The organism is Flagellimonas sp. 2504JD4-2 (assembly GCF_053642935.1).
Map to the genome: position 1 here is coordinate 682,148 of NZ_JBSIOV010000001.1, position 14,073 is coordinate 696,220.

General features: G+C 41.6%; 14 protein-coding genes. 5 read left to right on the forward strand and 9 right to left on the reverse strand.

Annotated elements, in window-relative coordinates; all coding sequences use genetic code 11:
• Positions 1 to 16 precede the first annotated feature (16 nt).
• From ACULLH_RS03230 to ACULLH_RS03245, 4 genes are all read right to left on the reverse strand, one after another.
• Positions 17 to 751 carry an NYN domain-containing protein gene (locus tag ACULLH_RS03230; protein ID WP_454087289.1) on the reverse strand — a complete coding sequence of 245 codons (735 nt, stop codon included), beginning with the start codon at positions 749 to 751 and terminating at the stop codon, positions 17 to 19.
• Between the two features lie 4 nt (positions 752 to 755).
• The gene (locus ACULLH_RS03235) at positions 756 to 950 is read right to left on the reverse strand and encodes a small ribosomal subunit protein bS21 (RefSeq protein WP_454087290.1); all 195 of its coding nucleotides are present in this window, start codon (positions 948 to 950) and stop codon (positions 756 to 758) included.
• 459 nt (positions 951 to 1,409) lie between these two features.
• Positions 1,410 to 1,715 (reverse strand): tyrosine-type recombinase/integrase, encoded by a 306-nt coding sequence (locus ACULLH_RS03240; RefSeq protein WP_454087947.1) that lies wholly within the window; start codon positions 1,713 to 1,715, stop codon positions 1,410 to 1,412.
• A complete protein-coding gene (locus ACULLH_RS03245; RefSeq protein WP_454087948.1) occupies positions 1,694 to 2,248 on the reverse strand; it encodes a site-specific integrase in 555 nt (184 codons plus the stop codon). Before ACULLH_RS03245 ends, ACULLH_RS03240 begins: the two co-directional genes overlap by 22 nt.
• A 207-nt stretch (positions 2,249 to 2,455) precedes the next feature.
• Between ACULLH_RS03245 and ACULLH_RS03250 the strand changes: the two genes are divergently transcribed.
• The 4 genes from ACULLH_RS03250 (at position 2,456) to ACULLH_RS03265 (ending at position 8,288) form a co-directional block, all read left to right on the forward strand.
• A complete protein-coding gene (locus tag ACULLH_RS03250; protein WP_454087291.1) occupies positions 2,456 to 3,874 on the forward strand; it encodes a sulfatase in 1,419 nt (472 codons plus the stop codon).
• Positions 3,875 to 3,878: 4 nt separating this feature from the next.
• The gene (locus ACULLH_RS03255) at positions 3,879 to 5,462 is read left to right on the forward strand and encodes an arylsulfatase (protein ID WP_454087292.1); all 1,584 of its coding nucleotides are present in this window, start codon (positions 3,879 to 3,881) and stop codon (positions 5,460 to 5,462) included.
• A 62-nt stretch (positions 5,463 to 5,524) separates the two neighbouring features.
• Entirely contained in the window at positions 5,525 to 6,961 is a 1,437-nt protein-coding gene (locus ACULLH_RS03260) for a sulfatase (RefSeq protein ID WP_454087293.1), read from the forward strand.
• 7 nt (positions 6,962 to 6,968) lie between these two features.
• On the forward strand, positions 6,969 to 8,288 hold the full coding sequence (locus ACULLH_RS03265) for a sulfatase-like hydrolase/transferase (RefSeq protein WP_454087294.1): 1,320 nt from the start codon (positions 6,969 to 6,971) through the stop codon (positions 8,286 to 8,288).
• Positions 8,289 to 8,308: 20 nt separating this feature from the next.
• Here ACULLH_RS03265 and ACULLH_RS03270 read toward each other — a convergent pair whose 3' ends face one another.
• From ACULLH_RS03270 to ACULLH_RS03290, 5 genes are read right to left on the reverse strand one after another with little or no spacing between them, the layout of a single operon-like run.
• Entirely contained in the window at positions 8,309 to 8,716 is a 408-nt protein-coding gene (locus tag ACULLH_RS03270) for a hypothetical protein (RefSeq protein WP_454087295.1), read from the reverse strand.
• 52 nt (positions 8,717 to 8,768) lie between these two features.
• Positions 8,769 to 9,284 carry a Crp/Fnr family transcriptional regulator gene (locus ACULLH_RS03275; RefSeq protein WP_454087296.1) on the reverse strand — a complete coding sequence of 172 codons (516 nt, stop codon included), beginning with the start codon at positions 9,282 to 9,284 and terminating at the stop codon, positions 8,769 to 8,771.
• Between the two features lie 31 nt (positions 9,285 to 9,315).
• Positions 9,316 to 11,385 (reverse strand): TonB-dependent receptor family protein, encoded by a 2,070-nt coding sequence (locus ACULLH_RS03280; RefSeq protein ID WP_454087297.1) that lies wholly within the window; start codon positions 11,383 to 11,385, stop codon positions 9,316 to 9,318.
• 28 nt (positions 11,386 to 11,413) lie between these two features.
• Positions 11,414 to 12,550: a Gfo/Idh/MocA family protein gene (locus tag ACULLH_RS03285; RefSeq protein WP_454087298.1), complete on the reverse strand. Its 1,137-nt coding sequence runs from the start codon at positions 12,548 to 12,550 to the stop codon at positions 11,414 to 11,416.
• 3 nt (positions 12,551 to 12,553) lie between these two features.
• Positions 12,554 to 13,108 (reverse strand): cysteine hydrolase family protein, encoded by a 555-nt coding sequence (locus ACULLH_RS03290; RefSeq protein WP_454087299.1) that lies wholly within the window; start codon positions 13,106 to 13,108, stop codon positions 12,554 to 12,556.
• Positions 13,109 to 13,257: 149 nt separating this feature from the next.
• On the opposite strand from ACULLH_RS03290, the gene ACULLH_RS03295 reads away from it, so the two are divergent.
• On the forward strand, positions 13,258 to 14,022 hold the full coding sequence (locus ACULLH_RS03295; RefSeq protein WP_454087300.1) for an exodeoxyribonuclease III: 765 nt from the start codon (positions 13,258 to 13,260) through the stop codon (positions 14,020 to 14,022).
• The last annotated feature ends 51 nt before the right edge of the window (positions 14,023 to 14,073 follow it).

A 14,073-nucleotide genomic window follows, 5' to 3' on the forward strand; every position in this document is an offset into this window, starting at 1 on the left:
AGTATTTCGTGTTTAATCATAACGAGCTTCGGACATAAATTAGGGTTCCATTGCCTTTGGGATTGTTCCTTTGTCCAATTTCAATCTCGCCAATTGATTTGACCAAGGGAGTAAGTTTTCGAAAGCCATAGTTCCTTGCATCAAAATTGGGTTGTTTCTTTAATAAAAGTGCGCCTACTTCTCCCAAATATGCCCATCCCTCTTCATCCTCAACATCTGCAATAGTGGCTAGTATTAGGTCCACGACTTTTGGTGTAATTCTATCGACCTTGTTCTTTTCATTTTTTGAAGATACTGGGGAAGCCCCAACTTCAGTTTTTTGCAAGATTTCAAGGTATATGAACTTATCACAGGCAACAATAAATGGATTTGGGGTTTTTCTCTCCCCAATGCCAAAAACTGTCATCCCTGCTTCTCTTAGGCGTATTGCCAGTCTTGTAAAATCACTATCGCTGGAAACAAGTGTAAATCCATTTACCTTCCCCGAGTAGAGAATGTCCATCGCATCAATTATCATGGCACTATCGGTGGCATTTTTACCAGTCGTATATCCATACTGCTGTATAGGTGTGATAGCATACTTCAGCAGAACATCTTTCCACTTTGCCAAGCTGGGTTTTGTCCAATCTCCATAGATTCTTTTGATGCTTGGATTGCCGTATTTTGCAATCTCTTCCAACATCTCTTTGACATATCTTGAGGGAATGTTGTCGCCGTCTATCAACACGGCAAGGTTAAGGTCCTTGTCCATAGAATCAATCCTCTATTGACCTTAAAAACTTCTCTTTATAGATTGCCTTGGCCACTTTATCCCTCCGTAGCTTGGATTTTTTTTTAAACTCTTGATTGTCTTTGATTAGTTTCAAATGCTGGGTGCTCCTGAACTTTCGTTTGTACCTTTTCAGGGCCCTTTCAATATTTTCTCCGGGAACAATTTTAATTATAAGCATATCTTTTTTTATTCGATTATAAAACCCTTATTCATAGACGGGAACTATGAACACTTAAAAGCACTTTGCTGGCAAAAAGTAGAGCAAAAGCAGTACAACTCTAGCCTTTACGGCATTTGGTCATGAATGTTGAAACTTTCAAAAAATAGCTTAGACTAGGCCCTATGCGGTAATGGGAAACTGTAATGGAGAGGGCTCTCTTGTATATTTCAAGACTGGCTCAATTTTCGTGATAGTCTGCAAAGTTTAGTAAAGAAACGGATATTAATCGAATATAACGGTTTAAATTCCCTTTATTATATATCGATCAAAACTTTAGCCTAGCAAAACAATAATAGGTTCCCTATTATCCTACATGCTAAGGGGATAATAAAAGCAACGGTTCATGGCACTTTAAAAAATTAGATATTATTTTTTGTACGTACTGGTCGATATTCAGAAGAAAGGTTTATAATCAAATCATAAGGAGTTCAATTCTAGCTGATAGGAATCAAGTATGTTGTTTGGTAAGGACTTAAGGTAAATTTGTGTAGTACTTAATTTATTGTGACCCATCATAGCGGAAATTGCCTCTAAAGGAACTTTTTTGAACATAGCATGTGTTGCAAAACTATGTCTCGATACGTAGGAGGTCAAACGTTCTTCAATACCACACTTTTTAGCTATTTCTTTCAGCCCAATATTATACCTTCTTAGTTCCCATTGAGCATCTTTGTACTGTAACTCTAGTGTGTCTCTATAGATTATGGGTAATAAAAACCAGATGGATTGAGATAATCCATATAGTGTTGAATTATGGGTTTAATCTGACTTGTAATAACTATATCATAGCGTTTTCCTGTTTTCCGTCTTTGAAATTTGACACGGCCATCGATAATATTATCTCTTCTTAAAAAAGCCATGTCAATAAAGGACATGCCCAACATGAGGTAGGAGAGGACAAAGTAATTTCGATAGTGAAAATGCTTGGAACCTATCTCCGTTTTCATTTCGAGTATTTTCTTTATACTCTCAATTTTAATTGCTCTTTTTTCTGTGGGTTTGGTTTTAATGGTGCAGTATTTAAAAGGATATAGGGATTCATCAACTATGCCTTCCTTGATACCCTTGTTATAAATTGCCTTTATTGTTCTCATATAAGATGCAATTCCATTAATGGAATTTCCTGGCTTTGATAAATGGTGGCTTTCAAACCGCTTTAAGAATTCAAGGTTGAGCTCATTGAACTTTAAATCCCTGTTGTTTGTAAAACCTTTTAGTCTGCCAATGATTCCCGAGTAATTTCTGGAGGTTCCAATTCGTTTTTTTTACCCTTTTGTTGCGAGAAGTTTATCCCGAGCATAGTCGTTGGCTCCCAAGTGAGAGGCATAACAAAAAGTCTTTCCAGAAATAGTTAGGCTTTTTTACCTTGTGAACAATTTGATTTATTCAGTGCCCTAAAAAAATAGCATTCTCTAATTTAGGGGTCAAATTGTAAGATGCAATGAACCAAAAAACCAACCTCAATGCTTAAAACCGTACTCAGGATAGCATGTCTGTTTGGTTTGTTGACTTCATGTGGGCAGGAAAAGAAACCCAATTTCATTATTTTTTTTGTTGATGATTTAGGATGGAACGATGTGGGATACATCGGAAGCAAATACTATGAAACCCCTCATATCGATCAAATGGCAAAGGAGGGCACGGTGTTTACCAATGCATATGCAAATGCACCGAATTGCGCCCCGTCCAGAGCGTCCCTTTTAAGCGGCCAATATGCGCCACGACACGGAATCTACACCGTGGGCCGACCGGATCGGGGAAACCCGGAAAACAGGAAATTGGTGCCGCATCCCAACAAAACAGCTTTGGCCGGGGACATTGTCACCATTGCAGAGGCGTTGAAGACATTCGGGTACACCAATGCGCATATCGGAAAATGGCACCTTGGCAATAGCATGGAAACTCGACCGGAAGCCCAAGGATTTGATATAAACATTGCTGGAAACGAACTGGGACACCCAAAATCCTATTTTAGTCCATATAAAAATCCTGATTTAGCGGATGGAAATGATGGGGAATATTTAACCGACCGTCTAACGGATGAGGCATTGCATTTTATTGAGGACAACAAGGACAACCCCTTTTTCATTTACCTCTCCCACTTTGCCGTTCATACGCCAATTCAGTCCAAACCGGATTTGGAGTCAAAATACAAGGAGAAGAAACCTTATCAAGGACAAGATAACCCGGCTTACGCTGGTATGGTCGAAAGCATGGATCAAAGCTTGGGCAGGGTGCTCCAAAAACTAAAAGAGCTGGATTTGGATGAAAATACCTTGGTGCTGTTTTTTTCCGATAATGGCGGACATGGAGGTATAACAAATCACGCTCCCCTTAAAGGTTCCAAAGGAATGTTGTACGAGGGAGGTATTCGCGAGCCTATGATTGCGTGGTGGCCAGAACACATTCAGTCAAGTTCCAAATCCGATGAGGTGGTAATTGGAATGGATTTTTACCCTACCTTGCTGTCCTTGGCTGGAGGGAATCCACAAGATTATACGGTGGATGGTGAAGATTTGACGCCTTTGTTTTTTCAAAAAGGCAGCTTGGACAGGGAAGCTGTTTATTGGCATTTTCCAGCCTATTTGGAAGGATATAAAGGGATAAAACAAAAAAAAGCCCTGACCAGGGGATGGAGGGCAGTGCCATCTGGAGCCATCCGAAAGGGAGATTGGAAACTTATTGAGGATTTTGAAGATGGAAGACTTCAATTGTTCAATATTAAAGAGGATATTTCCGAAAGCAATGATGTATCCGCCAGCTTTCCAGATAAAAAAGAAGAATTATGGGAAGATCTAAAGCAATGGAGAGCGAGTTTTGGCGCTCCGGTCCCAATCAAGAAGAACCCATTATATAAACCAAATAACAACCAAAATAACTGAGACCATGAGAGTACCCATCAAAAGATTGCATTGTTTTTATCTGATTGTGTTTACGATAACATTTGTAGGCTGTCAAAGTAAGAAAAAGACAGAGGAACCGGTAAAAAGTAAGCCAAACATTATCTACATCTTGGCCGATGATTTGGGTTTCGGTGAATTGGGAGTCTATGGTCAGCAAAAAATTGAAACTCCAAATATTGATGCCCTGGCCCAAAACGGAATGTTATTTACCCAACATTATACAGGTGCACCCGTTTGTGCTCCTGCGCGATATATGTTGATGACAGGCAGGCATGCGGGACATTCTTACATCAGGGGAAATCACGAATGGCGAGAACGTGGAAATGTTTGGGATTATCGAGAAATGATCCTCGATTCCACACTGGAAGGACAACACCCGATACCGTCCAATACGGTTTTGTTCCCACAATTGTTGCAAAAAGAAGGGTACACCACTGGAATGGTGGGCAAATGGGGTCTTGGAGCGCCTCATACCGAGTCCATTCCCACAAAAAAAGGTTTTGATTTTTTCTACGGATATAATTGCCAACGGCAAGCACATACCTATTATCCAGTTCATTTGTATAAAAATGAAAACAGGGTGTATCTCAATAACGATACCATCCCACCGCATACAAAACTATCCGAAGGCGCAGATCCAAATGATCCAGCGAGTTATAAGAACTTTAATTTGAACGACTACGCCCCAGATTTGATGTTTGATGAAATGATGGGATTCATAGCCGAAAACAAAGAGAAGCCCTTCTTTTTATACTGGGCATCACCCATTCCGCATAATGCAATCCAAGCGCCCCAGAAATGGGTGGACTATTACAAGGAAAAGTTCGGGGAGGAAGAACCATATCTTGGAAATGCAGGGTATTTTCCGCATCAAAACCCTCGGGCAGGCTATGCCGCTATGATTTCTTATTTGGATGAGAATGTGGGCAAATTGGTCAATTATCTAAAAGAAAATGGCCTTTATGAAAATACGATCATCATGTTCACATCGGATAATGGAGTGACTTTTACAGGAGGGACAGATGGAGAGTTCTTTAATAGTTCCGGAGTTTTTGGGGAAGAACGAGGAAGAGGGAAAGGTTTTGTGTATGAAGGAGGGATTCGAGTGCCGATGATCGCTTCTTGGCCGAACCATATCAGACCAGGAAGTAAAACGGATCATATTTCCGCCCATTACGATGTTATGGCAACGCTATTTGACCTTATCGATTTAGAAAATCCCCAGGAAACGGATGGCATCAGTTTTTCACCGACATTGCTAGGCGAAGAAGGTCAGGCAGAGCATGATTTTCTGTATTGGGAATTCCCCGAATATGGTGGTCAGGTCGCTATTCGGATGGGAGATTGGAAATTTGTGCGACAAAATCTAAAGAACCCCAAGGCGGAACCTACTGTTGAACTTTACAACCTTGCTCAGGACCCTGCCGAATTGAATAACGTTGCTGATGAAAACCCTGAGATTATTGCAAAGGCATCCGAAATTTTCTCGAAAGAACATACGGATTCAGAAGTGGAAAGATTCAGGATTCCCCTAATTGAAAATGGACTGCTTTCAAAAGGGGAGTAATAGTGTTTTCATTTAGATGGATGTATACCAAAATGACCAATCAAAAGATAACTTGGAGGTGCATGGTGGCACTACTGTGTCTAATAGTACTTTCATGCAAGACAACGGTTGAAGAACCAAAGAGACCCAATGTACTTTTTATCATCGCTGATGATTTGACCACTACGGCAGTTTCCTCCTATGGCAATAAAGTTTCGCAAACCCCAAACATTGATGGCCTTGCAGCCCAAGGCACAAGATATGCAAGGGCCTATTGCCAATATCCGGTGTGCGGCCCTTCGAGGGCGTCTTTCATGAGCGGATATTACCCCAACGCCACCCAAACCTTTGGTTATATCAGTGGGAGGGAAAATATAGGGGATGAGAGGGTCACCTGGTCCCAGCTGTTCAAGAACAATGGGTATTATACGGCAAGGGTAAGCAAGATTTATCACATGGGTGTACCCATAGATATTGAAAAAGGTTCAAATGGCAAGGATGATGAGGCATCATGGACAGAACGTTTCAATAGTCAAGGACCGGAATGGACAGCCAAAGGTGATGGCGAGTTGGTGCAAGGGAATCCTGATGGAACAAAACCGATTCGTGGAGGAAATGTCATGACCATCGTAAAAGCGGATGGAGATGATATGGTTCATTCCGACGGAAAAACAGCTGAAAAGGCTTCAGAATTGATAAGAAAACACAAAGACCAGCCCTTTTTTCTTGCAGTTGGTTTTGTTCGCCCACATGTTCCTTTTGTAGCCCCGAGGGATTATTTTGAACCCTATCCACATGAAGATATTGAGTTGCCCTACAATTTTGAAGGGGATTGGGATGATATTCCTGAGAAGGGAATCAATTATGTGACCAGCAAGAATGCCAAAATGGACTCTGTTCAGAAAAAGAAGGCCATTGCGGCCTACTATGCTTCCGTATCTTATATGGATGCCCAGGTGGGCAAGGTGCTGAACACTTTGAAGGAAGAAGGATTGGATGAGAATACCATAGTAATTTTTACCTCGGACCATGGGTTTCATTTGGGGGAACATGAATTTTGGATGAAGGTGAGCGTCAAGGAAGAATCGGCAAAAGTTCCGCTGATCATAAAGGTTCCGGGGAAAGAACCAGCGGTATGCAATTCCTTTGTGGAACTGTTGGATTTATATCCCACTGTGGCCGAATTGGCCGGACTCCCGTATTCACAACATATCCAGGGCAAAAGCTTGGTCAAGACATTGGACAATCCAAATCACGAAGTCCGGGATATGGCCTTTTCGGTTACGCAAGGAGGTAAAACTTTTTTGCTACGCACAGATGATAGGGCATATATTCAATATGAAGAGGACGCTTCCTTGGGTGTTGAGTTGTTCGATATGGAAAAAGACCCAGGACAGTACACTAACTTGGCAATGCTTCCAGAATATGCCGAAGAAGTAAAGCAATTTCAAGAAAAGCTAAAACAGAAGCTGAAGGAAGTAAGAACAAATGATCTTGGAATTGATTATAGTAAAAAATAAAATTCTAATGAAGTCAAATAGAATGAAAAGATGGCTGCCAATATTTAGTATCGTACTTATTTTGGGATGCAAGCCGAACACCTCCCCCCAAAAAGTTGAGCGGAGGCCCAATATCATTCTGATCATGGCCGATGATCTCGGTTACGAAACCTTGGGAGTTTACGGAAGTGATAGTTATAAAACACCGCATTTGGATAGATTGGCCAATGAGGGAATGCGCTTTGAACATTGCTATTCCACACCACTTTGCACACCGTCAAGGGTACAGTTGATGACAGGAAAGTATAATTTCAGAAACTATATCGGATTTGGTTTGTTGGATCCCAAGGAGAAAACTTTTGGGCACTACATGCAGGAAGCGGGCTATAAGACGATGGTTGCTGGCAAGTGGCAATTGTTGGGGAATCCGCATCAACAGGAATTGGCAGATGGAAAAGTTGGAACCCTACCGGAAAAAGCTGGTTTTGATGATTATTGCCTTTGGCAAATAGACGAGCGCGGTTCTAGATATAAGGATCCATTACTTAGCATCAAGGGAAAGGGAACACAGAAATTTGATGACAGGTTTGGCCCGGACATCTTTGTGGATCACATCAATACCTATATGGGAACCCATAAAGACAATCCCTTTTTTGTGTATTATCCCATGGTACTTACCCATGACCCTTTTGTTCCAACACCGGATAATGCTAAGTTCGGAGATTTTGACGCTACTTCAAAGGTCAATGACACCACATATTTTGGTGAAATGGTAACGTACATGGACAAATTGGTGGGACGCATTGTTGCTGAAACGGATAAGCTGGGGATTCGGGAAAATACATTGATATTATTTATTGGAGATAATGGAACGGACCGGGATGTGGTATCGGTAATCAATGGTTCAGCCTTAAAAGGAAACAAGGGCTACACAACCGATGCCGGAACACATGTACCTTTTATAGCCAATTGGAAAGGAAGGATAAAAGCGGGAAGCATCAACAACAATTTGGTGGATTTCACAGATTTTCTGCCAAGCATTTTGGAAGCCGCCACCCATCAAGAATTTAAACAAGATTTATCTGATGGTAACAGTTTTTATCCACAGTTGATTGGCGAAGAATATGTTCCCAGGGATTGGGTGTTTTGTCATTATGATCCGAATTGGGGAAAATTCGAACCGAAGAGATACATTCACAATAAAACATGGAAACTGTATGAAAATGGGGATTTGTTCAATATTGAAACAGATCCACTGGAAAAAACTCCGCTGGACCTAGAAAGTCAATCCGATTCGGTCAAAATCACGGTAAAGCGCTTTAAAGAAGTACTGGGTCAATATCGATAGCAGTTCTTTATTGAATGGAATCAGTCAGATGACAGTAAGTCTGGCTCCAAATAAGATTTCTTAGCTTCTTCCAAAGTGAAGATGTCCCTGGTATAGTGAGCCCCAATGAGTCCTCTGAAATTAGATGTTAACTGAGGGAACTCAATCACAAAATCCTGAAAATTGTCCGAAGCCGATTTGTTCATAAAATGATTGACCATTTTAATGGAAGCAATGGTCAAAGTGGTGTTGTATTTGTCCGCAGCACCAATATGGGCAACATAAGCCGTAAGCTGCTGACAAATATTTTCAATAGCGATTTCAAGACCGTATTTATGGATATGGATCCATGCCAAGCGTAAATGCGCTTCGTGGTCAAAAAGGGCAGGAGAAATGTTGCAGTTGCGGAATTCTGCTTCAAATTGATTGTCCGATAATTCAGTATTCATAATTACTTTTTAATTAGAATACAAAGCAATGGACAAAGCCAATCTTTCCCGTTTACATTTGTTGAGAAAACTGTTTTCTGGCCCTACTCAGCTGTGTTGGGGTTATCCCCAAATAATTGGCAATGTAATAATGGGGAATTCGATTCAGCAAACCGGGATAATCCTTTAAAAAGCGTTTGTACTTTTCCAAAGAGGTCAGGTTTAAAAGGGAAACCAATCTGGATTGAAGCTGATTGTTCAGTTTTTGGAATTCACGCGTAATCACCTCCGTTATTTCGCGATCCTTGTTTACATATGACATCACTTCTGCGTAATTGGCAATGGATAGCTCGCAATCTTCCATGGCTTGAATGGACATGTCCATCTTGGTATTTGGAAGAAAGCTGCCTACCACCATATCACCCTCTTGATAAAAATGGGTGGTGATTTCGTTGCCATCATTATCATAAACAAAACCTCTCAGCACTCCTTTTTTTACCTGGCCGATTTTAACGCACAATTTGCCACGTTTCAAAAAGTAGTCTTCCTTTTTTAAGGTTTCTATGGAATGAAGTGATTCATTAAGCATGTTTGCGGAAACATCTTGGATTCCATCAAATTTAGAAAAGATAGCCCAGCCTCACTCCACCATAAAAGTTTCTGTCATTTCCGGGATAAAAATATCGGGGCAGGGCTCCACCGAAACCTACTGCGTTGATCAACACACTTTGGGCGTATCGGGTATCAAAAAGATTGTTCACCCCGGCGTTAAATCCTAAAGAAAAATGGTTGGATAATTGGGTTTGATAAGCCAATTTCGCATTGAACACATTAAAGGAATCACTGTTCAAGGTATTGGCATCGGTCAATGGTATTTCATCCACAAATTGATGAGTTAAGTTCAATTGCAATCCATTGGTGTGCCTTAGATCAATACCCGAACTGATTCGATGCTTTGGCACTCCGGTCAGTGGATTACCCGAAAAATCATCGTCCTCGTCCACAAAATCCACAAAACTATGGTCACTCAATGTATAGTTCAAATAGGGATACACATTTAAACTCTTACAAAGCGGGAAAACAGATCGTGCACTGAGTTCAAAACCCTGATGACGGGTCTCCCCTGCATTTCTTCCAATAAATTGATCCTCGCCCACACGTTGTGCCACCAAAAGATTGTTGATGTCCATGTGGTATAGGGACCAATCCAAAAACAGGTGCTCCTTCAAAAGGGTAAGAACCCCTCCAAGTTCATAGTTGGTTCCCGTTTCTTGTGCGATATCAGGATTGATTACACCATCTGGGGTCAAAGTTTCTTCCAAACTTGGGTTGGAAAATCCACGACTCACATTGGCAAACAGCTTTCCACCAACAAAAAGATATTGCAATCCAAAACTGGGAAGTAGAATGGCGTCAAAATTTCTATTTGCTGAAGTATTGGCATCGCCTTGATTGAACAAGTCCTGAAAATTATAATTGGTCTTGTTGAGGTTGAGCCCTACTTGAGCTGAAAATCCCTTGGTAAAGGTATGGGTGAAGGTGCCAAAGAGGTTCAATTGTCTTCGGAACTCACTATTGTCGCTTAAGCGATCTCCTTGCAAGCTGCCATTACCATTGTTATCGCGGAAAAGATTTTGGAAGGTACCCCAATGGTATTCATCCTTGTACAACTCACCTCCAAAAGTGTATTCTGATGACCCGGTAGAACCCTTGAACTGAGTTCGAACACCAAACCCGTTGGTAAATTCGTCCAAAATATTAAAGGGACGGGGTTCGTAATGGTCCAAATAGGTATAGAAAATACTGGTGGTGTTTCTGAAGGTATGGTTGAATTCGTAGGTGTGGTACAATCCCGTAAGCACATATTTGTTGGCCTCAAAACCTTGGGCTGCCAGCCAATTGCTTGCCGCTCTAGTTGGGTCCTCGTCAAAATCGGTTTGGTTCAATGAACTCGGAATCTGGGCAGTGTAATCAATATAATTGACCAACAGGCCCAATTCACTTTTCTCGCTAAGGTTAAAATTGGTATTCAACAAAAAACCATCGCGATCAAAGCGGTTGTTTTGCCGATAGCCATCTGTTTCAAAATGATTGTAAGTGAACGTCAGATTGAAATTGTTCTCAGCATGCCTGAACGATAGGTTCTCTTTCAACATTTGATAAGATCCCAAAGTGAAGGAACTGGATAGTTTGGTCTCGTTTTCTTCAGGACTTTTGGTGTCCAGTAGAATTGCCCCGCCCAAATTGGTGCCAAAGGCGGTACCCTTAGGTCCCTTGATGACCTCGATACTTCCCAAATTCTCCAAATCGAAGGCCTCGATGGTTGAAGATCCTGTTCCATTGGTAACAGGAATGCCATTAAAGTACATCCGAAGCTTATCGGTGCCGAAAGGCGTACGAGCACCAACTCCCCTTATGGTGATTCGATTTGTGTTTAATGCTCCAGAGAGTAGGTACACCCCGGGAATCTGATTGATTGCGGATGGAATGTCAATCGGGTTGAATTTCTCAAAGGTCTGCTCCCCAATGATGGAATAGGGGGTGATTCCTGTTGCATTCCGAATGGCGATATCTTCTACCAGTATGATTTCGTCCAACTGGTTCACAGAATCCTTTTGAACTTCCTGGGCGTAGAAAGAAACCGTAAAAAACAATAAAATAAGTGTGATGGGGACTTTCCTGTATGCCATAGGTTCAGTGTAGTTGAGATTGATGATTTTAGTTGTTCAGTTTGATTGTTTTTCCGTGTTCGGCACTTTCTCGGGCGGCATCCAAAATTTCCATCACCACCAAGTTGTTTTCCAAAGAGGATAGACTATATGGTCGCAATCGAATTTGATTCTTTACGACGGCCGCCAGCATGGCAAAAGGGTCGTCGTAAGGGGAGGGTCTTTCCTTCAAGGTAAATTTTTCTTCGTGATAGCCATCATAGCCTTCAGCAATCCGAAGACGAAGCTCATTTCTGTTATCGGCATAAAGTGCACCTATCAATCCATACAATTCCATATCCTTACGTCCGATGGGCCAATTCCATGATGCTTGGATAATGGCTTGGGTGTTATCGTAAGTAAGCAGAATAGTGGCTTCGTCATCCACTTTGGGATTGTTTTCAGGCTGAAACTGTTGGGTTATCGCTGTAACCGTATTTGGGCGCTGTCCACTCATAAGCCATGTGGTCAGATTGGCACCGTAACAACCGAAATCTGTAATTGCTCCCCCACCATTGTCCTTGGGGTCTTGTAACCAATCCAAAAACTCCTTGTTAACGCCTATTTTCACAGGCCCTTTGTGTCCATCACGTACAACTATCTTTCGAAGTCTACCAATTTTACCATGGTTAAGGAACCGTTTGGCCATATGGTTTGTAGGATACCAAGTAGTCTCGTAGTTGGTCAACAAATGGATATTGTGTTTTTTGGCCAATGCGGCCATTTGTTCGGCATGGTCCAAGCTTACGGCCAAAGGCTTTTCGACCATCACATGAATACCCAGTGGGGCACAGGTCTCTACTATTTGCAAATGATCATAAATAGTCCCGAATGCGGTAATGGCCTCAGGTTTTGTTGCATAGATCATTTCTTCCAGGGTGTCGTACACCAAATCCATGGAAAAACCGTGCTGATTGGCATAGCGTTGAGCGAGTTCGCGATTGGGTTCAGCGATACCAACAAGTTCAATATCTCCAATGTCCTCTCGGCCCAAAATCCAATGAACATGGGTATGGGTAAGACCAGCCACTCCAATTCGTAGTGGTTTTTCTTGGGCTTGGCCTACAGTTGGGATGGTCAGACAAAAAACATAAAATAGGGCTGCTAGCCGCAGAAGATTCTTATTAATATGGATGGTTTGGTTCATAACTCAATTAGCAAGTATGTTTAGTACGGTTTCGGTGTTTTTTATTGTTGCAAATTCATCTTTTAAATTGGCCAGTGCGGCGTTATGGATAAGATGGGCGCTAAGTTTTTGGCCATCATATCCAACCTTATCAAAGGCTGCTGTGGCATCTGAAACCAATATCACATCGAATCCCAGATTGGCCGCCATTCTAACCGATGTTGATACGCAATGCTCAGTGGTCAGTCCGGCAACAACAAGTTTGGTGATGTCTTGACTTTTAAGTTGTTCTTCCAAGTTGGTTCCGATAAAAGCGCTGTTTACATTTTTTTGAAAGACGGGTTCCCCTGGAATGGGGCTTACCGAAGGGTGGAACTCGTTCCCTTTTTTATCCGGATGTAAGGGCGATTTTGGATTGGTGGAGTTATGTTTGATATGGAAAATGGGGAGGTTTCTTTTTCGAAAATTTTCCAAGATTTTACCGGCATTCATTTCGGCATTTGGATTGTTGCGCTCGCTGCCATAAAAGTCGGTTTCTTCGAGGCCAAGTTGGATGTCGATTAAAAGTAAGGCGGTCATTCAGAAAAACTTAAGGTTAAATTTAACCTTTAAACCCATAATTCTTATTGCTTAGAAACATATTAACAATCTTTTATGTCGATATGGGCATCACAAAAATCAATTTTAAAGAGCCAAATACTATACCTACATTTAGTGAAAATTCTAGCATGAAGATAGTATCGTATAACGTAAATGGAATCAGGGCGGCTTTGAACAAAGGCTTTATCGAGTGGCTGCAAAGCGTGGATCCAGATGTGGTCTGTATCCAGGAAACCAAAGCGATGAAGGAACAGGTGGATGTATCCCTTTTCGAAGCTGCAGGCTATAACCATCACTACTGGTTCAGTGCACAAAAAAAGGGATATAGTGGGGTCGCTTTGCTCTGTAAGGAGAAGCCAGACCATATCGAATATGGAACCGGAATCGACTATATGGATTTTGAAGGCCGAAATATTCGGGCCGATTATGGTGATATATCGATAATGAGCATGTACCTACCCTCCGGAACCAATTTGGATCGTTTGGAACATAAGCTCACCTACATGGCCGATTTTCAGAAATACGCCGATAAGCTTCGAAAAGAAAGACCCAATCTCATTGTTTGTGGAGATTATAACATTTGTCATGAGGCTATTGACATCCATGACCCTGTCCGAAACAAAAACGTGTCGGGATTTTTACCCGTTGAGCGGGAATGGATCGGCAATTTCATCAAAAGTGGATTCATAGACAGCTTTAGACACTTCAATAAAGAGCCCCATAATTATACATGGTGGAGCTACAGGGCAAATGCTAGGGCCAATAATAAGGGATGGCGGTTGGATTATGGGATGGTCAATGATTCTTTGGAGAGTAGATTGAAACGTTCTGTGATTCTTTCTGATGCTAAGCACAGTGATCATTGTCCTGTTCTTCTAGAGATAGAAAAATAACAAATCCTTTAAAGAGCGAAAATATGGATTGAGTATTTTTGCCAGTCTAAA

Excerpts from the sequence above, each read along its gene's own strand:
- ACULLH_RS03230 (WP_454087289.1), bottom strand. The coding sequence starts at position 751 with ATGGACAAGGACCTTAACCTTGCCGTGTTGATAGACGGCGACAACATT.
- ACULLH_RS03235 (WP_454087290.1), bottom strand. The coding sequence starts at position 950 with ATGCTTATAATTAAAATTGTTCCCGGAGAAAATATTGAAAGGGCCCTG.
- ACULLH_RS03250 (WP_454087291.1), top strand. The coding sequence starts at position 2,456 with ATGCTTAAAACCGTACTCAGGATAGCATGTCTGTTTGGTTTGTTGACT.
- ACULLH_RS03255 (WP_454087292.1), top strand. The coding sequence starts at position 3,879 with ATGAGAGTACCCATCAAAAGATTGCATTGTTTTTATCTGATTGTGTTT.
- ACULLH_RS03260 (WP_454087293.1), top strand. The coding sequence starts at position 5,525 with ATGGTGGCACTACTGTGTCTAATAGTACTTTCATGCAAGACAACGGTT.
- ACULLH_RS03265 (WP_454087294.1), top strand. The coding sequence starts at position 6,969 with ATGAAGTCAAATAGAATGAAAAGATGGCTGCCAATATTTAGTATCGTA.
- ACULLH_RS03270 (WP_454087295.1), bottom strand. The coding sequence starts at position 8,716 with ATGAATACTGAATTATCGGACAATCAATTTGAAGCAGAATTCCGCAAC.
- ACULLH_RS03275 (WP_454087296.1), bottom strand. The coding sequence starts at position 9,284 with ATGCTTAATGAATCACTTCATTCCATAGAAACCTTAAAAAAGGAAGAC.
- ACULLH_RS03280 (WP_454087297.1), bottom strand. The coding sequence starts at position 11,385 with ATGGCATACAGGAAAGTCCCCATCACACTTATTTTATTGTTTTTTACG.
- ACULLH_RS03285 (WP_454087298.1), bottom strand. The coding sequence starts at position 12,550 with ATGAACCAAACCATCCATATTAATAAGAATCTTCTGCGGCTAGCAGCC.
- ACULLH_RS03290 (WP_454087299.1), bottom strand. The coding sequence starts at position 13,108 with ATGACCGCCTTACTTTTAATCGACATCCAACTTGGCCTCGAAGAAACC.
- ACULLH_RS03295 (WP_454087300.1), top strand. The coding sequence starts at position 13,258 with ATGAAGATAGTATCGTATAACGTAAATGGAATCAGGGCGGCTTTGAAC.